Here is a 26,210-nt window from a genome sequence, read left to right on the forward strand (position 1 = left end):
CGACGCCCTGGCTCAGGGCATGCGGTTCCACTGCTGGATGGTGGGCGTGTCCCGGTGGTGGCCCAGCACGCACAGGCTCCCGGCCTCGAACTCGAGGCTGTCGGCCAGGTAGGGCGTCTGCCGCAGGTACACCGCCGCCAGCACGCGCAGGTGGTGGCCGTGGCCCACGAGCAGCACGTCCCCGTGTTCCAGGTGCCCCCACACGCGGCCCAGCACCCGGCTGGCCCGGGCTGCCACCATCTCCACGGTCTCCCCGGGGGTGTCGCCCGGGGGCACACCGTCGAAGACCGTCCACCCGGGACGGCCGTCCCGCCGGGCCTCGGCCGTGGTGCGCCCCTCCTCGGCGCCGTAGTCCCACTCGGCGAGGTCCGCGTCGTAGGTGTCGGGCGTGCGACCGGCGAGGTGGAGGGTCTCCGCGGCGCGCTGCAGCGGCGAGCTGCGCACGTGGACGATGCGGTGGGCCCCCAGCAGGGTGGGCAGCCCCGTTGCGCGGCGCCTCCCCGCATCGGTCAGGGGGAGGTCCGTGAGCCCCGTGTGGCGCCCGTCCCGGGACCACAGGGTCTCCCCGTGACGCACCAGGAGCAGCCGCCCCGGGCCCGGCTCGACCGGACGCATCCGCTCCGGGCCGTCGCAGGTGAAGCGGTGCAGCTCGGCCGCGGTGCGCGCAGCCGACAGGGGCGCGCCGGGCGTCCCGGACAACGGTGGGGTGAAGGTCGACGGCGTGGTCTGCATCACCCCCGCGGCGGAGGGCGAGGCGCTGTGGGGAAGCGGGGACATGTACGGCAGGCTATGCCCATGAGCACCTCGCCCACCCCGCCCAGTCCCCGCTCGGTTCGCCTGGAGCGCACCGAGTTCGCCGCCTTCACCGTCACCAACGAGCGAGGAGGCACGATCACCATCGGCGACGGCTCCTCCGCGGACTTCACGCCGGTGGAGCTGCTGCTGGCGGCCGTGGCCGGGTGCTCCGCCATCGACGTCGACTTCATCACCAGCAAGCGGGCCGAGCCCGAGCGCTTCGCCGTGGAGGCCCGCGGCACCAAGGTGCGCGACGAGGACGGCAACCACCTCACCGACGTGCAGGCCGAGTTCGACGTGGCCTTCGCCGACGACGAGGGCGGCACCAGGGCCGCCGAGGTGCTGCCCGCCGCGGTGGCCAAGTCCCGCGACCGGCTCTGCACCGTCAGCCGCACCGTCGCCCTGGAGACCCCGGTGGAGTTCTCCCTGACCGACGGCCGGCCGGTGGAGTGAGCGGCTCCACCTCCTCGCGCCAGCTCACCTTCGGCGACGCGCTCACCATCGGCCTCGCGGCCATGGTGGGGGCAGGCGTCTTCGGTGTCTGGGGCCCGGCAGTCGCCTCCGCCGGCGCCTGGCTGCTGCCCGCCCTGGCCGTCGCCGCCGTGGTGGCCTGGTGCAATGCGAGCTCCAGTGCGCAGCTGGCCGCACGCCATCCGGGCGCTGGGGGCACCTACCTGTACGGCCGGGAGCGGCTCTCGCCGCTGTGGGGCCACCTGGCCGGGTGGTGCTTCGTGGTGGGCAAGACCGCGTCGTGTGCCGCGATGGCCCTGGTGGCCGGTGCCTACCTCTGGCCCGGTGGGGAGAAGCTGGTGGCCGTGCTGGCGGTGGTGCTCCTCACGGCGGTGACCTTCGGCGGGGTCGTGAAGTCCGCCCGCGTGGCGCGGGTGGTGGTGGCCCTGGTGCTGGCGGGCATCGTGACCACGGTGCTGCTCTCCTGGGTCTTCCCGCCCGACCCCACCTTGTGGACCTCCCGTGCCGACGCCGAGGGGGTGCAGCTTCCCCAGCAGGTGACCCCCTCCGGAGTGCTGCAGGCCGCGGGCCTGGTCTTCTTCGCGTTCGCCGGGTACGCCCGCATCGCGACCCTGGGGGACACGGTCACCGACCCGCGGCGGACGATTCCCCGCGCCATCGGATGGGGTGTCGCCATCACCCTGACGCTCTACGCCGCGGTGGCGGTCACCCTGCTGGTGCGCCTGCGCCCGGAGGGGATCGTGACCAGCGTGGCCCCGCTGCGCGACCTGGCCGGCGGGGTGTCCTCCTGGTGGGCCGTGGTGCTGGGCGTGGTGGCCGGGCTGGCGGCCCTCGGTGCCCTGTGGGCCCTGCTGCTCGGTGTGGGTCGCACCCTGATGGCCATGGGCGAGCGCCGCGACCTGCCCGCCGCCCTGGGTGTCACCGCGACCGCTGCCACCGGCGAGAAGGTGCCCCGCGTGGCCAGCCTGGTGGTGGCCGCCGTGGTGCTGGTGCTGGTGCTCGCGGTGGATCTGCGGGGCGCCATCGGTTTCTCCAGCTTCGGCGTGCTGCTCTACTACGCCGTGGCCAATGCGGCGGCCTTCACCCTGCGCCACGAGTGGCGTGCCGGGTGGGTGGTGCCGCTGCTGGGCCTGGCCGGCTGCCTGGTGCTGGCCGCGAGCCTGCCGCTGGTCAGCGTGGTCGGCGGACTGGTGCTGGTGGCCGTGGGCCTGGTCGTGTGGGTGGCCCGCCGGGACGTCCCGCGGCGGGTCAGTCCTCCTCGTGGTGGTCGGGGTCCCCGCCGAACAGCCGACCGTCCGGCCGGCTGAGCGCGCTGATGGCCGCCACCTCGTCGTCGGTCAGCTGGAAGCCGAACAGGTCGATGTTGGCCCGCTGGCGCTCCGGGGTGGCCGACTTCGGGATCGGCAGCACACCCCGCTGCAGGTGCCAGCGCAGGATCACCTGCGCCGGCGTGACCTGGTGGCGTTCGGCGGGACCGGCCACCTCCGGTGCGTCGTAGCGCGCCTCACGCTTGCCCAGCGGGCTCCACGCCTCGGTGAGGATGCCGCGCTCGGCGTGCGCCTCCCGCATCGTGTCCTGGGCGAAGGAGGGGTGCAGCTCCACCTGGTTGACCGATGGTGTGACGCCCACCGAGCGGATGATCCGGTCCAGGTGGTGGGGGTGGAAGTTCGAGACGCCGATGCTGCGGGTCAGGCCGCGCTCCCGGGCGGCCACCAGCCCGTCCCAGGCGTACTCGTACTCGTTCTGGGTGGGATTGGGCCAGTGGATGAGCACGAGGTCGACGTGGTCGGTGCCCAGCCGGCGCAGGGAGTCCTCCACGCACTGCTCTGCGCTGCGGTGGTGTCGCCCGGGAACCTTGGTGACGATCTGCATGGCATCGCGGTCCAGCCCGGACCCGGCCACGGCGCGCCCGACCTCGGCCTCGTTGTCGTAGTTCACCGCCGTGTCCAGCATGCGGTAGCCCGTGTCCAGGGCGTGCCGCATGGCGGTGACCCCGTCGGCGCCGGTCAGCCCGTAGGTGCCCAGCCCGATGAGGGGCAGGGTGGTGCCGTCGTTGAGGGTGTGCTCGTCGGTGGGGCGCAGCGAGGTCATGGAGGCCAGCCTAGACACGCGGTGCGTCGCTGGCCGGGGGTCACCGTCGCAGTACCGTCTCACCATGGACCACCCCGAGAGTGCCGCCGAGACCTGGGAGCTGCTCGACCGCGCCACCCGCCACCATCCCGCCCCGGTGGCCGCGGTGCGCTGGGCGGCCGTGGAGCACAACCTGGACACGATGGTGGACGCGGCCGGCGGGGTGCCGCTGCGCCTGGCGAGCAAGTCCATCCGCTCGCGCCCGGTGCTGGAGCGCGCGCTGGCCCACCCCGGGGTGCAGGGGGTGCTGGCCTTCACCCTGCCGGAGGCCCTGTGGCTGGCGCGACGGGGCAGCAGCGACGACCTGCTGGTGGCCTACCCCACGGTGGACGCCGCCGGCCTGGACGCGCTGGTGTCCGACGAGTCCCTGACCGCCGCCGTGACCCTCACCGTGGACGATCCCGCCCAGCTGGCCGCCGTCCGAGCCGCCAGGGAGCGCACCGGGGGCACCTGTGAGGTGACCGTGGTGCTGGAGGCCGATGTCTCCCTGCGGAAGGGACCGTTGTCCATCGGTCCGCAGCGCTCCCCCCTGCACGGGCCCGATGCGGTGCGCCGTGCCGCCCGCCAGGTGGTCGCCGAGCCGGGGGTGCGGCTGGCGGGGCTGCTCACATACGAGGGCCACGTGGCCGGCGTGCAGGACCTGCCCGTCACCGGTGACCGCGCCGACCGTGCCTACCGGATGGTCGTGCGCCGCATGCAGGACCTGGCCCGCCGGGGGCTGCCGCAGCAGCGGGCAGCCGTGGTGGAGGCCGTGGCCGACGTGCTGGGCCACGCGCCACAGCTGGTGAACGGCGGGGGCACGGGATCGGTGGAGTGGTCTGCGCACGACGCCAGCCTCACCGAGGTCACCGTGGGCTCGGGCCTGCTGGTGGGCCACCTCTTCGACCGGTACCGGGCCATCCACTTGGAGCCGGCGATGGCCATTGGCCTGGACGTGGTGCGGGCCCCCTCGGACGATGTGGTGACCGTGCTGGGCAGCGGCTGGGTGGCCACGGGGGAGCAGCGCCCGGACCGCCTGCCACTGCCGGTGCATCCGCCGGGCCTGGCGCTGACCTCCACCGAGGCTGCCGGCGAGGTGCAGACCCCGCTGACGGGGGCGCGCGCCGCTCGTCGGGCCGGTCATGCGCTGGAGGTGGGCTCGCGGGTGTGGATGCGGCACGCCAAGTCCGGGGAGCCGGCCGAGCGTGTGAACGAGCTGGTGCTGGTGGACGAGGAGGGCCGGTGCGAGACCGTGCCCACCTACCGGGGCGAGGGGAAGGCCTTCCTGTGAGCAGTGGCCGCAGCACCGGATTCGCCACCTGGTCGGGCACCGTGCGGGTGCCGGATGCGCCGTGTCTCACCCCGGACGACCTCCCGGGGGTGGTCGATGCGGTGCGCCGCGCCGCAGCGGCCGGTCGCCGTCTGCACCCGGCCGGCAGCGGTCACTCGTTCACCGGGGTGGCGGCCCCCCGGGCTGGCGGGGACTCACCGGGCGCCTCGCTGCGCCTGGACCGGCTGACCGGCGTGGTCGACGACTCCCGTGCCGACCAGGGCCTGCTGACCCTGGGCGCGGGCACGCCGCTGCACGCCCTGCCGGAGCTGCTGGCCCCCTACGGCCTGGCACTGGAGAACATGGGCGACATCGACCGGCAGACTCTGGCCGGTGCGCTCTCCACCGGCACGCACGGCACCGGGGCCGCGTTCGGCTGCCTGGCCACGCAGGTGCGGGGCGCCACGCTGGTGGACGGCACGGGTGAGGTGCACCGCATCGGGCCCGAGGACCCGCGCCTGGGCGCGGTGGCGGTGGGGCTGGGCGTGCTGGGGGTGCTGGTGGACGTCACGCTCCAGCTGGTGCCGGCCTTCAGCCTGGACCTGCGGGTGGACAGTGCGCCCGTGGGCGAGCTCTTCGACGACTGGGCCGAGCACACTGCGGCGCACGACCACTTCGAGGCCTTCTGGTTCCCGCACCACCCGCGTGCCATCACCAAGGCCACCGCGCGGCGGCCGGCGGACACCACCCCGGTACCGCGCAGCTGGTCGGGGCGCACTCTCACCGACGGGCTGTTGTCCAACGCGGGCCTGGCCGCGCTGGCGCGGGCCGCCGACCTCCTCCCGGGGCAGGCGCCGTGGCTGAACCGCACCCTCGGCGGGCTCGAGCCCCACCGCGTGGTGGGACCCTCCCACGCGGTGTTCGTGAGCAGCCGCACGGTGCGCTTCCGCGAGATGGAGTACGGGGTGCCGCTCGCCGACCTGCCGGAGGTCATGCGCGAGGTGCAGCGGGCCCTGCGGCGGCGCCGCTGGCCCATCGGGTTCCCGCTGGAGATCCGCAGCGTGGCCGGCGACGACCTGTGGCTGTCGATGGCCCACGGCGGGCCGCGTGCCTTCATCGCGGTGCACACGGTGCACGACCACGGCCGTGCCCGGGGGTACTTCGCGGAGCTGGAGCGCATCCTGCGCGCGGCCGACGGCCGACCCCACTGGGGGAAGATGCACTCCCTGAACGCCCCGGAGCTGGCTGCCCGTTACCCGCGGATGACGGACTTCCAGGCCCTGCGCGGGCAGCTCGACCCCGCACGCGTGCTGGGCAACGAGTACACCGACCGGGTGCTGGGGCTCACTGCACCGCGCGGATGAGGCGCTGCTTCACCGGCCCGTAGGGCGGGTAGACGATGCGCATGGTGTCCGGGGCCAGCGGCTTGGACAGCACGGAGCGCTCGTGGGTGAAGGTCTCCAGCGAGGCCAGACCGTGGTAGTTGCCCATGCCGCTGGCACCCACGCCCCCGAAGGGCAGGTCCGGCACGGCCACGTGCACCAGCGGCATGTTGATGCCCACGCCGCCGGAGCGGGTGCTGGCCAGCCACAGCTCCTGTTCGTCGAGGTCGTCGGTGAACAGGTACAGCGCCAACGGGTGGGGGCGGCTGTTCACCCGGCGGATCGCGTCGTGGACGTCCGTCACCGGGACGATCGGCAGCACCGGGCCGAAGACCTCCTCGGCCATGGCCGGGTGGTCGTCGGTCACGTCGGTGAGCACGGTGGGGGACAGGTAGAGCTCCTCCACGTCCACCTCACCCCCGATGACGGCGCCGTCCACCAGACCGGCCAGCCGCTCGGCGTGCTCGGTGTTCACGATGCGGCCGTAGTCGGCGCTGGAACGCGGGTCGTCCCCGAACATCTCCCGGATCGCGCGGCCCAGCTCGGGCACCAGCTCGGCCTGGGTGCGCGCCGTGCACAGCACGTGGTCGGGCGCCACGCAGGTCTGGCCGGCGTTGACGAACTTCGACCACACGATGCGGCGGGCCACCGTCCGCAGGTCCGTCTCCTGGCCCACCCAGGTGGGGGACTTGCCGCCGAGCTCGAGGGTCACCGGCGTGAGGTGCTCGGCCGCGGCCCGCATCACGATCCTGCCCACGCGCTCGCCACCGGTGTAGAAGATGTGGTCCCAGGGCAGCTCGAGCAGGGCGGTGCTCTCGGGCACGCCCCCGGTCACCACCTGCACCACCTCGGGGTCCAGGTACTGCGGCACCAGCCGGGCCAGGGCGTCCGCCGTGGCCGGGGTGAGCTCGCTGGGCTTGAGCACCGCGGTGTTGCCACCGGCCAGCGCCCCCACCAGCGGCATCAGCACCAGGTTCACCGGGTAGTTCCACGGGCCGATGATGAGCACCGACCCCAGGGGCTCCCGGCGGACCCTCCCGCTGGCGGGCTGGAAGGCCATCGGCACCGAGGCCTTGCGCGGCTCCAGCCAGCCCTTGAGGTGCTTGAGCACGTGGTCCACCTCGGTCACCACCACGGACAGCTCGGTGGTGCGGGCCTCGGTGGGGGACTTGCCCAGGTCCTGCTGCACGGCGGCGGCCAGCTCGTCACCCCCCTCGCGGACCAGGCGCTTGAGGGCCTGGAGCTGCTCGCGGCGGGCCTCCAGGCTGCGCATGCGGCCGGACTCCCAGGTCTCACGAGCCAGCTCGTGGACGCCGCTCAGGTCGGGTGTGCGCTCCTGCCCGGTCGGCTGTCCCGTCGACTGCTCGGTGGTGCTCGGGTCGCTGCTCGGCTCGGTGCTCATGCCTCCAGCCTACGCAGGGGAGGGGCCCTCCACCTGTGCTCCGGTGGGGTCCAGCGGCAGCCTCAACAGCTCCCACCCCCAGGGGTGGTCTGCCAGGTGATCGCGCAGCCGGCGCTCGGTCTGTGGGCCCGGGGCCACCACCAGCAGGGAGGGTCCGGCGCCGCTCACGCACGCGCCGGCCGCACCCGCGTCGCGGGCGGTCGCCAGGATCTCGGTGACCCCCGGCACGAGGCCGGCACGGTGGGGCTGGTGCAGGCGGTCGTCCATCGCCTCGCCGAGCAGCTCGGTGCGCCCGGAGACCAGGCTCGCCACCAGCAGCGCGCTCCGGGCGGCGTTGTGCACCGCATCGGCATGGGGGACCCGGTCGGGCAGGGCGGCGCGTGCGGCCTCGGTGGAGACCGGGTGGTCGGGCACGGCGAGCAGCAGGTCGAGGCCGCCACCGGCCGGCAGCGGCACCGGCAGGCTGTGCACCCGGTCCCCGGAGGTGGCCGAGACGACGATGCCGCCGAGCACCGCCGGGGCCACGTTGTCCGGGTGGCCCTCCACCAGCGTGGCCAGACGCACCAGCTCCGGCCGGTCGAGCCCCAGCCCGTGCAGGGCGTCGGCCGCCATCACCCCGCCCACGATGCAGGTGGCCGAGGAGCCCAGCCCGCGCGAGCTGGGCACGTCGCCGGTCACCGCTGCGTGCACCGGCAACGGCCGGACGCCGTGCTCGGCGCAGGCTCGCTCGTAGGCGGCCACGGGGAGGCTCTCGGCGGCCGTGGTGACCGGCAGCTCCGCGGTGGGACCGTCCGGCAGGGACGTGACGGTCACCGTGTTGAAGAGCCCCAGCGCCAGGCCGAGTGCGTCGAATCCCGTGCCCAGGTTGGCCGAGGTGGCGGGCACTCGCACCGCGACCCTCATCGGTGCAGGACCTCCTCGATGGTGGCGGGCACCTCGGCCACCTCCACCACCCGGTCGTGCAGCACCTCGGCCTCCCGCAGCCCGGACAGCCCGGCAGGGGCGCCCCGCTCGTCGGCCGCCGTGGTGGCCAGGCGCACGAGGGTCTCGAACTCGTCCGGGTCGGCCTCGCCGCCCAGGGCGCCCAGCACCGCCGGGGCGAACTTGTAGGGGCTGGCCGTCGCCGCCACCAGCGCCGGGCGCGATGCCGGCGCCTGCCCGTCGGTGAGCTCCCCGGTCCGGTAGCGCTCCAGCACGTGCAGGGCCACCGCCGTGTGCGGGTCCACCAGCGCACCGTGCTCGGCGTGCACGCGCCGCAGCGTCTCGGCCGCCTCCTGCCGCGTGGCCGCACCGGCCAGCACCGGGTTGGCACCCCGGCCCGGCAGCTCGCCCCAGTCGAAGCGGCGCTCCCGGGCGAGCGTCTCCAAGGCGGTGCGCACCCGCGCGGTGTCCCCGCCACTGGCCTCGTACAGGTACCGCTCCAGGTTGCTGCTCACCAGGATGTCCATGGAGGGGGAGTCGGTGCGCACCAGCGAACGGCGGGCGTCGTAGGTGCCCGTGGCGAAGAAGTCCGCCAGCACCCGGTTCTCGTTGGTCGCGCAGACCAGCGACCCCAGGGGCACGCCCGCAGCCCGGGCCCAGGTGGCAGCCAGCAGGTTGCCGAAGTTGCCCGTGGGCACCACCACGTCCACCTGCTCGCCGGCGGCCACCACCCCCGCTCGGCGCAGTGCCGCGTATCCGGTCACGTAGTAGACCATCTGCGGCAGCAGGCGGCCGAGGTTGATGGAGTTGGCCGAGCTGATGGAGTAGCCGCGCGCATCCAGGCGCTCGCGCGCCCCCTCATCGGCGAAGAGGGCCTTCACCGCGCGCTGGGCGTCGTCGAAGTCCCCGTGGATGCCCAGCACGTGGACGTTCTCGCCGGCCTGGGTGCGCATCTGCTGCTTCTGCATGAAGCTGACGCCCTCGGTGGGGTACAGCACCACCACCTCTGTGTCCGGCACGTCCCTGAAGCCCTCCAGGGCCGCCTTGCCGGTGTCGCCGGAGGTGGCCGTGAGCACCAGCGTGGTGCCCTGCTCGCCCTCGGCCCGGCGGGCCAGGGTCACCAGGTGGGGCAGCAGGGTCAGCGCCACGTCCTTGAACGCGTGGGTGGGACCTCCGAAGAGCTCGAGCAGGCCGATGGCGCCGGAGCCCTCGCCGAGCAGCTCCACCGGCACCACGTCCTCGTGCTCGAAGCGCGCAGCGGCGGTCCGGACGGCCTGGCGCAGGTCCTCGGGCTCGAGCCCGCCCTCGGCGGTCAGGTAGGGGCCCATGACCGCCTCGGCCACCTCCACCCACCCGGCGTCCAGCAGTGACTCGACGTCGATCGGGGCGATCCGCTCCGGCACGTAGAGGCCGCCGTCGGGCGCCAGGCCGGTGAGGATGGCCCGCGCGGCGCCCTGCTGCGGTGCCCCACCACGGGTGCTGCTGAACCTCATCGATCGTCCTCCTGCGCGTCCAGGTCGTGGGCAGCCGGCTCCCAGCGGATGACGCAGCTGCCCGGGTCGTCCAGCCACGGTTGGAGCTCGCTGCGGCGCACCACGCCGGTGAGGCCGCTCAGCGGGCTGGTGAGGTGCGTGCGTTCCAGCAGGGGCTCCAGCTGGGTGCTCAGGGCGTCGCTGCTGCGGACGTACCAGCGGCCCGTCACCTCATCGCGGGTGTTGCGCAAGCGGCGGTCACCGAGCGGGCTGGACGTCGGCACGGCGCCCAGCAGGACGTCCACCAGGTCGGTGAGCACCGCCGAGGCCGTCTCGTGGCGCCCTGCGCCGGGGCCGGAGAAGGTGAGGGCACCCACCTGGTCGGCCCCCAGGGTGACCGCGTTCGTGGAGCCCAGGATGCCCGCGGCCCAGTGGTCCTGGGGCACCGCGACCGGCTCCACCACGGCCGTGTACGCCTCGCCACCGGGCTCCACCAGCTGGGCGCGGCCCAGCAGGCGCACCTCGCGGGGGCCCCCGGGGGCCGCCTTGAGGGCCAGGATGTCCGCGGCCGTGATGCGGTCGATGCCGGTGCAGTCGATGTCCTCCTCCAGCACCGGCCCACCGAAGGCCATGGAGGCCAGCAGCCGCAGCTTGCGCAGCGAGTCCGCCCCGCTCACGTCTGCGGTGGGGTCGGCCTCGAGGTAGCCCAGCTCCTGCGCCCGGGCCGCCACGGTCTCGTAGTCGGTGCCCTCGGACATGGCCGTGAGGATGTAGTTGCAGGACCCGTTGAGGATGCCGTCCACGGTGTGCACGTGGTCCACCCGCACCAGATCGCGCAGGCCCCGCACGATGGGGACGCCACCGGCGACCGCGGCCTCGAAGAGGAGGTTCACGCCGTGCTCCTGCGCGAGCCCTGCGAGCTCCTCGCCGTGGGCGCTCAGCAGGGCCTTGTTGGCGCTCACCACGTGCTTGCCGGCGCGCAGCGCGTCACCGAGCAGGCGGCGCCCCTCATCGACCATGCCGGCGACCTCGACCACCAGGTCGACCGCGGGGTCGGCCACTGCGGCGGCGGCGTCGGTGCCCAGGGTGCCGGGGGGCGCGGGCACGTCACGAGGGGCTGCGGCATCGCGCACCACCACGTGGCGCAGCTGCACGTCCACGCCCAGCTGTGTGAGCCACCGGTCGTGGTGCGCCGCCAGGCCGGCTGCGACCCCCTGGCCCACGGTGCCGTAGCCGATGAGGGCCACGCCCACCGGGCGCGCGCCCACGGATCCTGCGGTGGTCATCTCGGGCATCATGGCTCCTTCACGCGGATTCCGGACGTCCGTTCGATCCTAACTGCGGGTCCCCGTGTGGTATGACCCGGTGTGAACCAGGTCATTCCCCGGAGGTGCGCGGCCCGCCGGGGCGGTGGTGGATACTTGTCAGCAGGTGTCGAGAGTCGGCACTGACCGGACCCTAGGGGGCACGATGAAGCGCACGACCCTGACCCTGCTCGCGGCCATGAGCACCACGGTGGTGCTTGCGGCGTGCAGCGACGAGAACTCCGGCGGCGGCGACGGCGGCAACGCCAAGGCCGACGAGGACCCGAAGACCGCTGTCATGCAGGCCTTCGAGAACACCAACGACGCCAAGACCCAGACCACGACGATGTCCCTGGACGTCGACGAGGAGCTGATTCGCAAGGCCCTGGACGCCTCCGCCTCGGGGGGTGCGAGCGCCACGGACCAGGCGAACCTGCAGAACTTCGCCGAGCTGCTCCCCAAGACCAAGGTCACCATCGCGCAGCACTCGCGCGACCAGGCCCTGGCCGAGGAGAAGGACCTCAAGGACCTCGACACCGCCATGACCCTGCACGTGGGTGAGGGCAAGGTCGAGATCCGCATGGTGGAGGGCGGCATGTACATGCGCGCCGACGTGGACAAGCTCGGTCAGGAGACGGGCCTGTTCACCGCCGACCAGCTGCGCATGGGCATCACCGGCGGCCAGAGCGTGCCCGCCGACGACCCGAACATGCAGTTCCTGAACAAGGCCCTCGAGGGTGAGTGGATCGGCATCACGCCCGAGAAGATGAACGAGCTGGTCGGTGAGAACGGCATGTCGCTGGAGGACCTCACCAAGGACGCCACCGGTGCCCAGGCCGACATCTCCCCGGAGAAGCAGGCCGAGATCCAGCAGGACCTCAAGGGCTTCATGGACAAGCACGGCGAGTTCACCAAGGAGGGTGACAACGTGCGCGTGTCCATCCCCGTGGAGAAGAGCTGGGACGACTTCGCCGCCATCGTGAACAAGTCGGTCACCGACCCGTCGGAGAAGATGCCGGCCCTCGACGAGGACACCAAGAAGGCCATCAAGGACGACGCCAAGGCCTTCATCGACATCGGCCTGGACGGCGACCAGCTGAAGTCCATGAAGGTGGACTTCCGCCAGTTCGTCGACTGGATCGACCCCGAGAGCATGGAGGCCTCCGACAGGGAGGAGTACCAGCAGCTCAAGGACCAGCTGGGCGACAGCCCGCTGGGCATGACGGTCGACTACACCCAGGGCGACGCTCCGGCCAAGCCCGACCAGTTCGCCGAGGTGCCGCAGGAGATGCTCGACGCCAGCCAGTCCGGCATGGGCAACCCCGGGGCCCCCGTGCCCCCGGCCGACGCGGCGCAGCCCTCGACCGCCGCCGAGCCGCCGGCCGGCGGTGAGGGCCTCTCCGAGGAGGAGATGGCCGAGCTCGACGAGCTCATTGCGGAGCTGGAGCAGCAGCAGGCCGAGGCCAGCAACGGCTGACGCGCCACCCGCACCACCTGAACGCCAGGGGCACCCGCATCGCGCGGGTGCCCCTGGCGTCGCCACGCACGATCGCCCGCACCCGCACCCGCACCCACACCAGGAGGCCCCATGACGGCGCACCCGTCCGCCCCGGCGCCCCGTCCCGGGCTGCCCCGTTTCCTGGCACCCTTCGCGACTCCCGACTACCGTCTGCTCGCCGCGAGCCTCCTGCTGGTGTCCTTCGCCACCGGTGTGTGGACCGTGGGCCTGGTCTATGCGGTGAAGGGCCTGGGGGGCACCGAGCTGGACCTCTCGGCGGTCACGGCGGTGGGCGCGGTCGGCCTCATCGTGTTCGCCCTGCTCGGCGGGGTGGCGGCTGACCGGCTGCCCCTGCGTGGCCTGCTGACCGCCTGCTCCACGGTGCTCGCACTGGTGGGTGCCGTGGTGGCCCTGCTGGGCGCGACGGGTCAGCTGCAGGTGTGGCACCTGATGGTGGCGGCCTTCGTGGCCATGTCCGCGGCCGGCATCTACAACCCCGCCTACTCCGCGCTGCTCCCGCGGGTGCTGCACGACGACCAGCTGCTGGCCGCCAACGGCGTGGAGGCCGCGAGCCGCCCCGTGCTGCAGCAGGCGCTCGGCCCCGCCGCCGCGGGCTTCCTGGTGGGTGCACTGGCGCCGCAGGCGGCGATGGTGGTCATGGCGGTCTCCCAGGCACTGGCGGTGCTGTGCGTGCTGCGCATGCACACCGGCGGCCTGACCCGCCGGGCCCTTCCCGTGGAGGAGGGGCGCGAGCCGCAGACCCTCTGGCAGGACTTCACCGAGGGGGCGGCCTACACCTGGCGGACCCCCTGGTTGGCGGCCACCCTGGTCTGGTCGGTCGTCGCGGTCTTCCTCTTCATCGGGCCCATGGAGGTGCTGTTGCCCTTCATCGTCACCGAGCGCGGCGGCGGCCCGGACACCTTCGGCCTGCTGCTGGCCTGCCTGGGCGTGGGCGCTGCCGTCGGCGCCATCGGCATCAGCTCACGCCCCCTGCCGGGGCGGTACCTCACGGTGATGATCTCCGTGTGGTCGGTGGCGGCCGTGCCGTTCTTCCTGCTGGCGGTGACCGACCAGTTCTGGCTGATGGGCCTGGTGCTCTTCGTCTTCGGCGTGGGTGACGGGGTGGGCATGGTCATCTGGGGCACGCTGCTGCAGCGTCGCGTGCCACGCTCCATGCTGGGGCGCGTGAGCTCGCTGGACTTCTTCGTCTCCCTGGCGATGATGCCGGTGTCCATGGCGGTGGCCGGCCCGGTGGCCCAGGTGCTCCCACTGTGGGTCATCTTCGCGCTGCCGTCCGTGGGCATCCCGCTGCTGGGCCTGGTCTGCTACGTCCTGGCCGACCTGCGGGGGGACGAGCTGCGCCACCCGCTGGACACCCAGGTGGACCTGGCGGGTGCCCACACCGAGGTGGTGGACGGCATCTCAGGCCTGCACGCCTCGGCGCGCACTGAGTAGGACCACCGCGAGCACGAGTGCCGCCTCCCAGGCCAGCTGCTGCACCGAGGTGCCGAAACCCAGCTGCCACAGGCGGTAGATGGCGGCGGTGCCGAGCGCGGCGCCGAGCAGGCCCGCCACGGTGGAGCTGGTGGTGGCGAACCGACTGAACCAGACCTCCCAGCGCATGGCGCCGTACACCATCACCGCCAGCATGGCCCCCGAGAGGACGAACCACACCGGGCGCACCATGGCCCAGCCCGTGATGCTGGGCGGCAGCAGCAGGTCGGGAGCGAGCATGCCGATGCCGATCATCACGGTCATGGCCGGCACGTGCCACAGGTAGATGAGCATGGCCAGCGCGTTGCCGGTGCCGATGCGGCGGCGCCACCGCTCTCTGGGCTCCCGCCCCAGCAGGTGGCTGCCCACCCCGGTGAGCACCGCCCACTGGGCGATGCCCAGCACGCCCAGGGCCGCGGTGGTGGGCGCCAGGTTGGAGACCGGGGCGTCCCGCACCCCCAGGTTGGTGGGGAACCAGGGGCCGGGCACCACCATCACCACGAGCACGGCCACGCAGGCGGCCACCACACCGGCCAGCTGCCAGGGGGAGGCCGTCCAGGCCCGCCGGCGGGCGTAGGCGATGCCCAGCTGGTGGCAGAACAGCCACACCAGGGCCAGGTTCAGCCAGGTGACGTCCACCCCGGCCCAGAAGCGCAGCGCGTCCACGCCGAAGGCGCCGGCCAGCAGGAGGGCGGCCGACCAGAACCCGATGCGGTCGAAGACCCACACCGCCAGCGGGGCCAGGGCCGTGCACAGCAGGTAGACGGCCAGGAACCACAGCGGGTTGGCGATCTGGTCGCCGATGGTGGCCGAGAGCGAGGGGGCGATCAGCCCCCCGACCACGACCACCACCAGGGTGACCGCCAGCAGCGGCAGCACCGGCGAGGTGAGGCGGCGCGCCCGCAGGCCGAGGAAGGCCCCCAACGGCTCACCCGAGGAACGCCAGCGGTCCACGAGCAGGGTGTTGGCGAACCCACCGGCCACGAAGAAGACCGGCATGGCCTGCAGCAGCCAGGTCAGGGCCCACACCACCGGGCCGGAGAGCGCGAGCTCCATCTGCAGCCCGTCGTCCATCCACAGGTGCAGGTAGCACCAGTGCATGGCCACCACGATCAGCATCGCGGCGAGCCGCACCACGTCCACCACCCAGTCACGTTGGCGTGTTGCGCCCGTCGTCTGCATGCGCGCATTCTGCCCCCCGCCGGGAGAGGATGGGGACATGCAGCTGACGACGGACGTACGGGACCACGGTGGCACCCGGTGGCTGGTGGTCCGCGCCACCCCCGAGGCACAGGACGACACCACGGTGGGTGCCGTGGAGATGGCCGGCCGGGTGGCCCACATCGAGCTGCCCGTCCAGGTGGACCTGCCGCACCCGGACGTCCGCGCCCTCATCGCCCTGCTCTGCGTGGTGCGCGGCGTCTCGCGCGAGTTCACGCTCGACCACGCTGTCTCGCCCGCATTCGCCACGGGCGTCGAGGCGGCCACCGGGTGGACGGTGGGGCCGGTGGACGATGCGGTGGAGCCGCGCCGGCGTCCCGAGGACGGCCAGCGGGCGCTGGCCTACTCCGGGGGTACCGACTGCACGGCCGCCGCCGCGGTGATGCCCCGGCCCACCGGGCTGTACTTCCTGGAGCGCGTCGATCCGGTGGACCCCGCGCCCGATGACGAGCGTGCGGGCCGTCCCAGCGTGTACGACCTCTCTGCCGCGCGGGCCTCGTGCGCAGCGATGGAGTCCCACGGCTTCACCGTCCGCCGCGTGCGCACTGACCTCGAGCACGTGCGCGAGCCCGTGGGCTTCCCGCTGGACTTCTCCAACATCGTGCCCGCCCTGGTGTGGGCTGATGCCGACCGCATCGACGGGGTGGCCTGGGGGGCGCCCCTGGAGGCGGTCTACCGGTTGCAGGTGGGCCGCTTTCGGCCCTTCGCCCGCAGCGCCTTCGCGCGGTGGGTGCCGCTCTTCGAGGCCTGCGGCATGGACGTGGTGAACGCCCTGGCGGGCGTCTCCGAGCCGGGGACCACCCGGATCGTCGAGACCTGGCCGCCCGGCGAGGCCGCCCAGTCGTGCATGCGGGGGCGCCCGGGGCGGCCCTGCCTGGCCTGCTGGAAGTGCGCCCGCAAGGAACTGCTGGCCGCCACCGAGGCGCACCGTGCGGGCCGTGACGAGGACGTGGACCTGGCCCGGCTGGAGCGCATCTTCACCGAGCGCGAGCCGGTGAAGAAGCTGCGCCAGTCGCCGCTGAAGGTGGAGGTGAGCCTGGCCCACACGGTGCGCGCGGTGCTGGCCGCACGCAGCGGCACCGAGCCGCGGACCCCGGTGCTCGATGCCATGGAGGAGGCCATCGCGCCGGTCGAGACCGGATTCCTCGACCGCTACTACCCGCCGGCCCTGGAGAAAGGTGTGCCCGAGCGGTTCCGGGAGGAGGTGCGCACCCGCATCGAGGAGTTCCTGGAGCCGATGGACGCTGCCGAGCAGCGGCAGGTGCGGCAGTTCGACGCCCGACCGTGGTGGGGGAGCCCCGAGCAGGTCGCCGCGCACGCCCGACTGCAGGAGGTCATCGCGCGGGCCGAGGTGCAGCCCCGCCGCCAGTGGCGCGCCGAGGCCGGCCGGGCGAGGCGCTACCTGGCCCGGCGGCTGCTGCGCCGCTGAGCTCAGCGGGGCTCGCCGGCGCGGCCGCCCGGGTCGAGGCGGGACCCCGCGGGCAGCTCGGCTCCCGGCAGCACCACCGCTTGGCGCCCGATGAGGGTGACGTCCTCGTCGCTGAGCTCGGCCGGCCCCTGCTGACCCACGCTGGCTCCCGCGCCCACCTGCACCTCGGCATCGATGATCGAGCTCGCGATGCGGGCGCCGGCGGCCACGTGCACGTCCTCGAAGACCACGCTGTCCACAACGTGCGCACCCTTCTCCACGACCACCCCAGGGCTCAGGACGCTGCGCTCCACGGTGCCGGCCACCCGGCACCCGGGCGAGAGCATGGAGCCCGAGACCTCGCCGGTGGCGGTGACCACCGCGGGCGGCAGGTCGCGGTGGCTACCGCGCACCACCAGGTGGTCGGTGCCGAAGACCTCCTCGGGGGAGTGCAACAGGTCGCGGTGGCCCTGCAGGTAGGAGTCGGGGCGGCCCATGTCGCGCCAGTAGCCGTCGATCGGGTGGTGGCGGGTCCGGCCGCGCTCGATGAGCCGGGGCAGCACCTCCTCCGGCAGGTCGCCGGGGCCCTCGTCGGAGACCTCCTGCGCGCCGTCCTCGCCCTGGCCGGCGCCCTCGCTGCCGCAGGTGGAGCGCTCGGCGCGCACCGCATCGAGCACCTCGCGCAGAGCCGGCCAGTCGAAGACGGCCACCTCGGCGGAGATGGTGGGCTCGGAGCCCGGGTCCTCGGGCTTCTCGGCGATGCCGGTGACCGTCTGCCCGTCCACCTCGAGCACCGCCTTGTGCTGTGCTGCCTCGGCGGTGGTCGACAGGGACAGGATGGTGCACTCGGCGCCGGCGTCGACGTGGCCGGCGACGACCGCCGCGAGGTCGCACACCAGCACCTGGTCGGCGCTGAGGGTGATCACCAGGTCCGGTGCCTGCTCCTCGATGTCGTCCCGGATGGCCAGCAGGTCCTCGGTGTTGGACTCCGAGAAGGCCGGCACCCCGGTGCGCCCGGTCTCGGGCACCATGCGGCGGTACCCGCCGCGGACCCGGTCCAGGTCCCACGGCCGTCCGTGCTGGAGGTGGTCGTCCAACGTGGAGGCCATGTACTGGACCGTCACCCACACGTCGCCGATGCCGGAGCCGGCCGCCGCGGAGATCGCCAGGTCCACCAGCCGGTAGGACCCCGCGTAGGGCAGCGCCGGCTTCGCACGCTCCCGGGTCAGCACGTCCATGCGGGAACCCTGGCCCCCGGCCTGGACGATGGCGAGCACGTGCGGGGCGTCGGGGGTGGCGATGCGCGTCATCCCCCCAGTGTGCCGGTGCGCGGCTCCAGCAGCACCACCACCTCGGCGTGGTCGGTGTTCGGGAACATGTCGAACAGCCGGGCCGAGCGCACCTGCCAGTGGGGCAGTCCCGCCAGGTCCGTGGCCAGGGTGGCCGGGTTGCAGGAGGAGTACACGAGGGTGCGCAGCGCCGAGGCCGGGTCGGCGGCGGGGGAGCGGGCGTCCAGCATCGCCGGCAGGTCTGGTCCCAGCCCGCGCCGGGGCGGGTTCACCACCATCGCGTCGCGGTCCGTGCCGGCGGCGGCGAGCACGGCGGCGGGGTCCGAGGCGTCGGCCACCACGAAGCGGGCGGACCCACCCCCGGGGCTCTGGGCGAGGGAAGCGGCGCCCGCCCGGGCGCCGCGCACCGCATCGGCAGCGATCTCCACCCCCACGGCCTCGGTGCCCGCCGCGGCCGCGTGGAGGGCGAAGCCCCCGACACCGCAGTAGAGGTCGGCCACCCGCCGGGCCCCGGCGTCCACCAGCCAGGCGGTGGCCTGCTGGTAGAGCGCCGTGGCCACCGTGGTGTTGGTCTGCACGAACGCCCCCGGGCCGGCGAACAGGGTGACCCCGGGCAGCTCCAGCGGCAACAGGGTCTGCTCGGTGAGCGCGATCTCCACCTCCCCGCTGAGCGTGGCCTTGTGCTCGGGGTGCAGGTTCGCACTCACCACGCGCAGCTGCGGCAGGTCGGCCAGCAACCCGGGGAGGTGCTCGCGGATGCGGGGCAGCGGCCCCTCGGTGCGCAGGACGAGCCGCAGCATCAGGTCGCCGGAGGGGGCCGCGGTGAGCACCAGGTGCTTCAGCTCACCGCGTCGCCGGGCGAGGTCGTAGGGGGGCAGGGCGGCCCGGGTGACGAAGCGGGCCAGCCGGTCGGCCACGGCGGCGAGCTCGGGTACGTGCAGGCCGCAGTCGCGCAGGTCCACGCCCCGGCCGGCCTCGTCGAGGATGCCCAGGGTGGGCGCCGCGGCGCTCCCGCCGACCACGAACTTGGCCTTGGTCCGGAAGCCCTCGGGCGCGGAGGCCAGTGGTGCCTCCCACGCCGTGGCGGGGACCTGCGCCGCGAGCAGCCCGCGCACGGCGGCGTCCTTGCGCTGCAGCTGCACCCGGTCGGGCGTGCCCATGAGGGTGCACGAGCCGCAGCGCCCGGCGCTGAAGTGGTGGCAGTGGACCGGCGGGTGGGAGACCGCACCGGGTGCCGCTGCGGCATCGGCCCCGCTCATCCGTAGAGCTCCGCGAAGGCGGTCAGCACGCGGTGGGAGGCGTCCACGTCGGTGGTGTGGGCCATGCGCACCAGCTCGGCCTCCTGGTCGGGCCGGAAGTAGCCGTGGTGGGTGTAGGCGCGGATGCGGGCGATCAGGCCGGGCGCGTCGAGCTCCGGGTGGAACTGGGTGGCCCGCACGTGCTCGCCCACGCGCAGCATCTGCACCGGGCACGCGTCCGAGCCGGCCAGGACCGTCATGTCGGGTGCGGGGTGGGTGAGCGCCTCCTTGTGGCCGACGATCGCCGCGAACTCGGCCGGCAGGTGGGCGCACAGCGGGTCGTCGGCGGCGGCTTCGGTCAGCCGGATCGTGGGAGCGCCCAGCGTCTCGCCGTAGGTGGTGTCCACGACTCCGCCGCGGTGCAGCCCGAGCGTCCCCACGCCGTAGCAGAGGCCCAGGAAGGGGAAGTCCCGCGCCACCACCTCGTCGAGGACGCCGGCGAGCTCGCGCTCGACCCGACGCTGCAGGCCGGTCTTGTTCTCCGGCGGGTCCGAGGCGCTGAACGGGCTGCCGCCCAGCAGGAGGCCGGCGTAGCGCTCCAGCTGGAGCTCCGGCATCGGGTACTGGTCGAGGCGCCACTGCACCAGCCGCGCCGGGTCGACGCCCAGGTAGCGCGCCACGGCCCGGTGCTCGTCGGCGGCCAGGTGGTCGTCGTGACGCGTCGAGAGCAGCAGGAACGGGAGCATCCCCCCAGTGTGCGGCACAATGGTGCGGCCCCGGCCGACCGGGCCCGGCGTGTGCCGGGCGCTGCCCCGACCCACAGGAGACCCCATGGCGCCGACCCTGACCACGCACCTGGTGGAGGGGGGCGACGAGCGCGTCGTCTTCCTGCACGGCCTCATGGGCCAGGGGCGAAACTTCCGGACCGTGGCGAAGGACCTCGACGACTACGCGAGCTCGCTGCTGGTGGACCTGCCCAACCACGGGGCCTCCCCGCACACCGAGACCTTCGACTACGTCGAGATGGCCGAGGCGGTGCGTGACGCCATCCGCGAGGTGTGGCCCGAGGGCACGGTGAACCTGGTCGGCCACTCGATGGGGGGCAAGGTCGCCATGGCCGTCGCCCTGCTGTTCGGCGACCTGGTGGACCGCCTGGTGGTGGTGGACATCTCGCCGGTGAACACCGAGAACTCCAGCGAGTTCACCCACCTGCTGGGCTCGATGAAGGAACTGGACCTCAGCCGCATCGAGCGCCGCAGCGACGCGGACGAGGCGCTGGAGGACAAGATCGGCTCGTTCACCACGCGCGCCTTCCTGCTGCAGAACCTCACGCACACCGAGAACGGGTGGGCGTGGAAGGCGAACTTGGACCTGCTGCTGGACAGCCTGGACGTGGTCATGGGCTTCCCCGAGGAGCTTCGGGAGCACACCTTCGACGGGCCCGTGCTGTGGATGGCCGGGGGCCGCTCGGACTACGTGCAGGAGCAGTTCCGCCCGGCGATGGAGGAGCTCTTCCCGCGCACCCGCCTGGTCACCATCAAGGGCGCCGGCCACTGGGTGCACTCCGAGGAGCCCGAGGTCTTCCACCAGACCCTGCGCAACTTCCTGCTGGAGAAGCTGACCTGAGGAGCCCCCGCCGGGGGGCGGGGGCTCGATGGGGGCACGGGGCTCGGCGGCGCTCAGTCCAGCGTGGTGCGCAGCTCGTCCTCGCGGATGAACAGCAGCAGCACCGTGGCGATGACGCCGCAGGGGACCAGCCACAGGTAGATGGGGGTCAGCGCGTCCGAGTAGGCGCTCACGATCACCTGCCGCACCTGCTCGGGCAGCTGCGCGATCACCTCCGGGGTGAGCGAGGACTCCGCGCCCCCCGAGCCGCCGCCCGCCGCCTCGGGCAGGCGCTCGGCCACCAGGTCGTGCAGGCGCGCGGTGAAGAGCGAGCCCACCACGGCCGACCCGAGGGTGGCGCCGATCTGGCGGAAGAAGTTGTTGGCCGCCGTGGCAGTGCCGACCTCCCGCAGCGGGAAGGCGTTCTGCACCACCAGCACCAGGATCTGCATGGACAGGCCCAGACCCACGCCGAGGACCGCCAGGGCTCCGCAGACCCTCCACAGCGCGTCGTCCACCGAGAGCGTCGACATCAGGAACAGGCCGAGGGCGATGATCGCCGAGCCCACGATCGGCAGCGTCTTGTACCGCCCCGACCGGGTGACCTGGGCGCCGGCCAGGATCGAGGTGGTGAGCATGGCCCCCATCATCGGGATCATCAGCAGGCCGGCGACGGTCGCGGACTTGCCGTAGGCCATTTGCAGGTAGGTGGGCATGTAGCCGAGCGCGCCGAACATGGCCACACCGATGAACAGGCCCGAGGCGGTGGACAGGACGAAGTTGCGGTGGGCGAAGAGGTGCAGCGGCAGGATCGGTTCGGTGGCGCGGAGCTCCACGGCGACCAAGGCGGCCCAGGCCGCGACCGTGCCCAGCACCCGGGCGCCCATCTGCCACGAGACCCAGTCGAGGGTGTGGCCGCCCCAGGTGACCACGAGGATCAGGCCGGTGGTGGCGAGGGTCGCCAGCACCATGCCGGCCCAGTCAACCGAGACCTTGCCGCGGTGTCGCGGCAGGTGGAGGAAGGTCAGGGCGCCGTAGAGGGCGATCGCGCCGAGCGGCACCGCCATCCAGAAGGCCCAGCGCCAGCCGGGGCCCTCGGTGAACCAGCCACCGAGCAGCGGGCCGGCCACCGACGACAGGGCGAACACGCCACCCATGACACCCATGTACTTGCCGCGCTCCCGGGCCGGGACGACGTCGGCGATGATCGCCTGCGAGAGGATCATCAGGCCACCGCCGCCGATCCCCTGGACCACGCGGGAAATGATCAGCCAGGTCATGTCCTGGGCCAGTCCACCGATCACCGAGCCGGCGACGAAGGTCAGGATGGCGCCCACCAGCAGCGGCTTGCGGCCGATGAGGTCACCCAGCTTGCCGTAGACCGGCATCATCACGGTGCTGGCCAGGATGTAGGCGGTGATGACCCACTGCATCTGGCGCACGCCGTCGAGCTCACCGACGATGGTGGGCAGCGCCGTGGAGAGCACCGTCTGGTTCAGCGAGGCCAGCAGCATGGCCAGCATCAGCGCGACGAAGATCCACAGCAGGTGGCGCCGGTTCTCGTCGACGCCCTGCTGGGTGGTGGTCGCCGGGCTGGCGGGGGTGGTGGCCACCCCGGGGGCAGGGGCGGCGATGCGGGTGGCGGTCATGCGGTGCTCCCGTGGAGGTCGTGGAACAGCTCGAGGCTGCTCTGGAGGTCGGCGTCGGTGAGGGCGGCCCCGGGGGTGCGGTCGGGTGCCGTGGCGGCGTGGCGCAGCACGGCGCCGGCGATCGTGCACCACATGCGGACCGTGTCCTGGGGTCCGTCGGCGGCCTGTGCGAGCGCCGGGTGGTCGGCGAAGGTCGTGGTCAGGGCCTCGATCACGAGGTCCTCGGCCTCGGCGAGCGCCTGCATGCGGTAGCGACCCAGCGAGGGGTTCTGCTGCTGCAGCCTCCGGCGCCGCGCGGCCGTGCCGTGCGGGGTCGCGGTGCGCATGGTGGCCAGCAGCAGGCGGGAGGCCTCGGCGACGGGGTCACCGGCGGGGTCGACCGCGGCGAGGGCCTCGTCGGGCAGGTGCGGGGGCCGGAAGCCGAAGACGGCCTCGTCCTTGGAAGTGAAGTAGTTGAAGAAGGTGCGGGTGGAGACCCCCGCGGCCGCGGCGATGGCGTCGACGCTGCAGTCGGTGGACGCCCCGGCGAGGGCCGCCTCGGCCGCCGCATCGTGGAGGGCCGCCCAGGTCTCGGCCCGGCGCCGTTCACGGAGCGAGGGAGCAGGCTGTGGCATGACTGCAATTATTGCACGAGTGCAAATTCTGCATCCCTGCAGATGGGTGCGAGATGCGTCACGCTCCCGCCTCCTCAGTGGAGGGGGAGCGTGACGGAGGGGCGCTCGGGGTGGTGCTCAGTCGGTGGCGATCTCCTCGGGCCGGCGCACGCGCGTGGCCAGGACCAGGGCCACCGCGAAGAGGGCGGCCCCCACGGTCATGGCCAGGGCCACGCCCCCCGAGAGGGCCTCGGCCACGGGCTGCCCGTCGCGGATCAGCTGTCCCTGCCGGGTGGCCATCAGCGTGATCGCCAGGGCCGTGCCCGCCGCCGCGGCCACCTGCTGGAAGGTGCCCAGGATGGCCGAGCCGTGCGAGTGGAGGTCCACCGGCAGCGCGCCCAGCCCCGCGGTGAACAGGGGGGTGAACAGCAGTGCCAGACCGAAGCTGATGAGGGGGTGGATGATGGTGAACACCCACCACGGGGCGCTCGTGGCGGCCAGGGCGCCGGCGGAGAGGGCCAGGGTCACGATCAGAGCGCCGGGCACCACCAGCGGGCGCGGCCCGTGGCGGTCGTACCAGCGGCCCACGCGAGGGCCGAGCAGCCCCATCATCAGGCCACCGGGCATCATCACCAGGCCGGCCTGCAGCACGCTCAGCCCGCGTGCGTCCTGCAGCCACAGGGGCAGCAGGATCATCGCGCCCATCATGGCCATCATGGCCACGCCCATGATGGCCATGGACAGTGCGAAGTTGCGGTGGGTCAGGGCCCGCAGGTCCAGCAGCGGCGAGCCGCCACCACGGGCCAGGGCCATCTGCCGCCACACCAGCAGGGCGACGCCCAGCACGCCCACGCCCAGTGCCAGCGGCGGGGACACGAACGGCTCGGTGGCGCCACCCTCGCCGCCATGGCCACCCAGGGAGCTCATGCCGTAGATCAGGCCGCCGAAGCCGAGCGCCGCCAGGGGCACGCTGAGGATGTCGAGCGGCCCGGCCGCGCCCGCGTGGCTCGGGGGCAGCAGCCGGTGGCCCGCCACCAGCATCACCACGGCCAGGGGGAGGACCAGCAGGAACAGCCACCGCCAGGACGCGAACTGCAGGATGATGCCGGAGGTCGTGGGGCCCAGGGCGGGGGCGACGGAGATGGCCAGCGAGACGTTCCCCATCGTGCGGCCGCGGTCCCTGATGGGCACCAGGGACATCACGGTGGTCATGAGCAGCGGCATCATGATGGCGGTGCCCACGGCCTGGATGATGCGGCCGACCAGCAGCACCTCGAAGCCGGGGGCGAGGGCGGCGACCAGGGTGCCGGTCGTGAACGCCCCCATCGCGGTGGCGAACACCGCCCGCCGGTCGAGCCGGTGCAGGAACCAGCCGGTGGTCGGGATGACGATCGCCATGGTGAGCATGAAGCCGGTGGACAGCCACTGCGCCGCCCGGGCGGTGACGTCCAACGAGGCCATCAGCTGCGGGATGGCGTTGACCATGATCGTCTCGTTGAGGATCACCACGAAGGTGGCAACCGTGAGGATGCGCAGGATCGGCACGTAGTCGACCTGCAGGTCGTCGGGCTGGTCGACGGTGGGGACGTGGTCCGTGGTCACTGAGGAGGGCATGCGAGGGGACTCCAAGGGCAGCAGGAGAGGAGGGGAGCCGACCAAGACTAGTGGCAGGCCGGCGGTGCGCCCACCGCGTTCCGGATGAGCCTGCTCACCGGCCCCGGGTCAGCGGGCTGTCGGGGGGTGTTGCCGGGTTGCCGTGGCGGAACACGATGAAGCGCATGCACAGGTACATGTAGACCGCCTCGCAGAGGCCGGCGGTCAGCCGCGCGACGACGAAGGGCACGCCGACCATCGTCAGCCCCGTGTTGAGGCCCAGGATGAACGCGAGGTAGTTGATCGAGACCACCACCACGTAGCGCACGGACTGTTTGCCGGCGTGGCCGTGGCTCTCGAAGTTGAAGGACCGGTTCACCACGAAGGCGGTGGCCAGCGCGATCGTGTAGGCGACGGTGGTCGCCACCGGGTAGGCGACGCCCAGCGGCACGTGGAGCACCCACAGCAGCACCAGGTCCAGGGCGAAGGTGCACAGGTTGAGCATCGCGAAGCCCACGGCGGTGGGCGGGATGCGGCGGCGTAGCCCGCCGGGGATCCACCCCCACACCCGGTTGCGCACGCGCAGGAAGCCCGCGACCCAGCGGGAGCGGCGTTCCTGGTCGGTGGTCGCCCCGCGGGCGGCGGTGTCAACCGCCAAGGATCTCTCCGGTCACCGGGTCGACCACGCCGACGAGCTGCTCCCGGCCGACGGGCTCCACCAGCTCGGGCCCGTTCTGGGCCACCCGGCTGACGGCGGTGCTCACCGGCCACGCCCGGAAGCGCCCCTCGGGGCGGTGGGCGAGCAGCGCGGTGACGTGCGCGTCATCGGTCGCGGTGGGGTCCAGCCAGGCGGCCCAGTCCTCGGGTTCGATGACCACCGGCTGGCGGTCGTGGATGCGGTCCAGCCCCGGCTCGGCGTCCTGGGTGAGGATCGTGAAGCTGATGACCCAGGCGTCGGTGGGTGCCGGCCCCTCGGCGGGGGCGAGCTCCTGCACCTTGTGGAACTCGTACAGGCCCGCGAGGGCCAGTGGGCTGTCGTCGGTGCGCGACATGAAGAAGGGCTGCTTGCGGGGCTTGCCCGAGGCGTTGGTCGCCACCGGGGAGGCCTGCCACTCGTACCAACCGTCGGCGGGCACCAGGCAGCGGCGCTTGCGGGCCGGGCCGGCGAAGGTCCGCTTGTCGAACAGGGTCTCGCTGCGGGCGTTGATCATGCGGTTGCCCATGCTGAGCTCCTTGGCCCACGGCGGCACCAGTCCCCAGGAGAGCAGCCGCAGCTGGCGCTGGGGGTCGGCGTCGTCCTCGCCCCGCGGGGTCCGGGTGAGCACCACGGGCACCTGCTTGGAGGGGGCGACGTTCCAGTCCGGCTCCCCGGGCGCGGGGGACTGCGGGTTCCTCATGACCGGCACCCCGGGCTCACCGGTGCCGTCGACCTCCACCTCGAACTCCTCGACCAGGGAGTCCGGGGAGGCACTGGCTGCGTAGCGTCCGCACATCGC

Annotated in this window: 23 protein-coding genes; 8 read left to right on the plus strand and 15 right to left on the minus strand. The window is 73.2% G+C overall.

Annotation, left to right across the window (positions count from 1 at the left end; all coding sequences use genetic code 11):
* Window positions 1–12: 12 nt before the first annotated feature.
* Window positions 13–777: a histidine phosphatase family protein gene (locus ACEY2A_RS03195; RefSeq protein ID WP_374929433.1), complete on the minus strand. Its 765-nt coding sequence runs from the start codon at window positions 775–777 to the stop codon at window positions 13–15.
* Window positions 778–795: 18 nt separating this feature from the next.
* Between ACEY2A_RS03195 and ACEY2A_RS03200 the strand changes: the two genes are divergently transcribed.
* Complete coding sequence (locus tag ACEY2A_RS03200) at window positions 796–1,248, plus strand: OsmC family protein (protein ID WP_374929434.1); 453 nt, start codon at window positions 796–798, stop codon at window positions 1,246–1,248.
* A complete protein-coding gene (locus ACEY2A_RS03205) occupies window positions 1,245–2,573 on the plus strand; it encodes an APC family permease (protein ID WP_374929435.1) in 1,329 nt (442 codons plus the stop codon). The genes ACEY2A_RS03200 and ACEY2A_RS03205 overlap by 4 nt, the downstream gene beginning before the upstream one ends.
* Here ACEY2A_RS03205 and ACEY2A_RS03210 read toward each other — a convergent pair.
* Window positions 2,515–3,357 carry an aldo/keto reductase gene (locus ACEY2A_RS03210; RefSeq protein WP_374929436.1) on the minus strand — a complete coding sequence of 281 codons (843 nt, stop codon included), beginning with the start codon at window positions 3,355–3,357 and terminating at the stop codon, window positions 2,515–2,517. The two genes, ACEY2A_RS03205 and ACEY2A_RS03210, sit on opposite strands and share 59 nt — an antisense overlap.
* A gap of 64 nt (window positions 3,358–3,421) precedes the next feature.
* Here ACEY2A_RS03210 and ACEY2A_RS03215 point away from each other — a divergent pair, with 64 nt between their 5' ends.
* The gene (locus ACEY2A_RS03215) at window positions 3,422–4,666 is read left to right on the plus strand and encodes an alanine racemase (RefSeq protein ID WP_374929437.1); all 1,245 of its coding nucleotides are present in this window, start codon (window positions 3,422–3,424) and stop codon (window positions 4,664–4,666) included.
* Window positions 4,663–6,009 carry a D-arabinono-1,4-lactone oxidase gene (locus tag ACEY2A_RS03220; protein ID WP_374929438.1) on the plus strand — a complete coding sequence of 449 codons (1,347 nt, stop codon included), beginning with the start codon at window positions 4,663–4,665 and terminating at the stop codon, window positions 6,007–6,009. Before ACEY2A_RS03215 ends, ACEY2A_RS03220 begins: the two co-directional genes overlap by 4 nt.
* Here ACEY2A_RS03220 and ACEY2A_RS03225 read toward each other — a convergent pair.
* The 4 genes from ACEY2A_RS03225 to ACEY2A_RS03240 are packed head-to-tail and all read right to left on the minus strand — an operon-like array spanning window position 5,990 to window position 11,108.
* Window positions 5,990–7,429, minus strand: a complete 1,440-nt coding sequence (locus tag ACEY2A_RS03225; RefSeq protein WP_374929439.1) for an aldehyde dehydrogenase family protein — start codon at window positions 7,427–7,429, stop codon at window positions 5,990–5,992. The two genes, ACEY2A_RS03220 and ACEY2A_RS03225, sit on opposite strands and share 20 nt — an antisense overlap.
* Window positions 7,430–7,438: 9 nt before the next feature.
* Window positions 7,439–8,320, minus strand: a complete 882-nt coding sequence (gene thrB, locus ACEY2A_RS03230; RefSeq protein WP_374929440.1) for a homoserine kinase — start codon at window positions 8,318–8,320, stop codon at window positions 7,439–7,441.
* 8 nt (window positions 8,321–8,328) lie between these two features.
* Complete coding sequence (thrC, locus tag ACEY2A_RS03235; protein ID WP_374929441.1) at window positions 8,329–9,843, minus strand: threonine synthase; 1,515 nt, start codon at window positions 9,841–9,843, stop codon at window positions 8,329–8,331.
* A complete protein-coding gene (locus ACEY2A_RS03240; protein WP_374929442.1) occupies window positions 9,840–11,108 on the minus strand; it encodes a homoserine dehydrogenase in 1,269 nt (422 codons plus the stop codon). The genes thrC and ACEY2A_RS03240 overlap by 4 nt, the downstream gene beginning before the upstream one ends.
* Before the next feature lie 184 nt (window positions 11,109–11,292).
* Here ACEY2A_RS03240 and ACEY2A_RS03245 point away from each other — a divergent pair, with 184 nt between their 5' ends.
* Window positions 11,293–12,603 (plus strand): hypothetical protein, encoded by a 1,311-nt coding sequence (locus tag ACEY2A_RS03245; RefSeq protein ID WP_374929443.1) that lies wholly within the window; start codon window positions 11,293–11,295, stop codon window positions 12,601–12,603.
* Between the two features lie 111 nt (window positions 12,604–12,714).
* A complete protein-coding gene (locus tag ACEY2A_RS03250) occupies window positions 12,715–14,079 on the plus strand; it encodes an MFS transporter (protein ID WP_374929444.1) in 1,365 nt (454 codons plus the stop codon).
* Here ACEY2A_RS03250 and ACEY2A_RS03255 read toward each other — a convergent pair.
* Window positions 14,047–15,300: an acyltransferase gene (locus ACEY2A_RS03255; protein ID WP_374929445.1), complete on the minus strand. Its 1,254-nt coding sequence runs from the start codon at window positions 15,298–15,300 to the stop codon at window positions 14,047–14,049. The genes ACEY2A_RS03250 and ACEY2A_RS03255 overlap by 33 nt on opposite strands.
* A gap of 37 nt (window positions 15,301–15,337) precedes the next feature.
* Between ACEY2A_RS03255 and ACEY2A_RS03260 the strand changes: the two genes are divergently transcribed.
* A complete protein-coding gene (locus ACEY2A_RS03260; protein ID WP_374929446.1) occupies window positions 15,338–16,768 on the plus strand; it encodes a DUF6395 domain-containing protein in 1,431 nt (476 codons plus the stop codon).
* A 2-nt stretch (window positions 16,769–16,770) separates the two neighbouring features.
* On the opposite strand, the gene ACEY2A_RS03265 is transcribed toward ACEY2A_RS03260, so the two are convergent.
* The 3 genes from ACEY2A_RS03265 to ACEY2A_RS03275 are packed head-to-tail and all read right to left on the minus strand — an operon-like array spanning window position 16,771 to window position 20,020.
* Window positions 16,771–18,057, minus strand: coding sequence for a glucose-1-phosphate adenylyltransferase family protein (locus ACEY2A_RS03265; protein ID WP_374929447.1), 1,287 nt, complete (start codon window positions 18,055–18,057; stop codon window positions 16,771–16,773).
* Window positions 18,054–19,295 carry a 23S rRNA (uracil(747)-C(5))-methyltransferase RlmC gene (gene rlmC / locus ACEY2A_RS03270; RefSeq protein ID WP_374929448.1) on the minus strand — a complete coding sequence of 414 codons (1,242 nt, stop codon included), beginning with the start codon at window positions 19,293–19,295 and terminating at the stop codon, window positions 18,054–18,056. The genes ACEY2A_RS03265 and rlmC overlap by 4 nt, the downstream gene beginning before the upstream one ends.
* Complete coding sequence (locus ACEY2A_RS03275) at window positions 19,292–20,020, minus strand: glutamine amidotransferase (RefSeq protein ID WP_374929449.1); 729 nt, start codon at window positions 20,018–20,020, stop codon at window positions 19,292–19,294. Before ACEY2A_RS03275 ends, rlmC begins: the two co-directional genes overlap by 4 nt.
* 85 nt (window positions 20,021–20,105) lie before the next feature.
* On the opposite strand from ACEY2A_RS03275, the gene ACEY2A_RS03280 reads away from it, so the two are divergent.
* Window positions 20,106–20,900 (plus strand): alpha/beta fold hydrolase, encoded by a 795-nt coding sequence (locus ACEY2A_RS03280; RefSeq protein WP_374929450.1) that lies wholly within the window; start codon window positions 20,106–20,108, stop codon window positions 20,898–20,900.
* Between the two features lie 53 nt (window positions 20,901–20,953).
* Here ACEY2A_RS03280 and ACEY2A_RS03285 read toward each other — a convergent pair whose 3' ends face one another.
* The 5 genes from ACEY2A_RS03285 to ACEY2A_RS03305 form a co-directional block, all read right to left on the minus strand.
* Entirely contained in the window at window positions 20,954–22,528 is a 1,575-nt protein-coding gene (locus ACEY2A_RS03285; RefSeq protein WP_374929451.1) for an MDR family MFS transporter, read from the minus strand.
* Complete coding sequence (locus tag ACEY2A_RS03290; protein ID WP_374929452.1) at window positions 22,525–23,142, minus strand: TetR/AcrR family transcriptional regulator; 618 nt, start codon at window positions 23,140–23,142, stop codon at window positions 22,525–22,527. The genes ACEY2A_RS03285 and ACEY2A_RS03290 overlap by 4 nt, the downstream gene beginning before the upstream one ends.
* A gap of 117 nt (window positions 23,143–23,259) precedes the next feature.
* Complete coding sequence (locus tag ACEY2A_RS03295) at window positions 23,260–24,735, minus strand: DHA2 family efflux MFS transporter permease subunit (RefSeq protein WP_374929453.1); 1,476 nt, start codon at window positions 24,733–24,735, stop codon at window positions 23,260–23,262.
* A 94-nt stretch (window positions 24,736–24,829) separates the two neighbouring features.
* Window positions 24,830–25,372, minus strand: a complete 543-nt coding sequence (locus ACEY2A_RS03300) for a GtrA family protein (RefSeq protein WP_374929454.1) — start codon at window positions 25,370–25,372, stop codon at window positions 24,830–24,832.
* On the minus strand, window positions 25,362–26,207 hold the full coding sequence (locus ACEY2A_RS03305; protein ID WP_374929455.1) for an SOS response-associated peptidase: 846 nt from the start codon (window positions 26,205–26,207) through the stop codon (window positions 25,362–25,364). Before ACEY2A_RS03305 ends, ACEY2A_RS03300 begins: the two co-directional genes overlap by 11 nt.
* Window positions 26,208–26,210 lie beyond the last annotated feature (3 nt).

The organism is Kytococcus sedentarius (assembly GCF_041937525.1).
Classification (GTDB): Bacteria; Actinomycetota; Actinomycetes; order Actinomycetales; family Dermatophilaceae; genus Kytococcus; species Kytococcus sedentarius_A.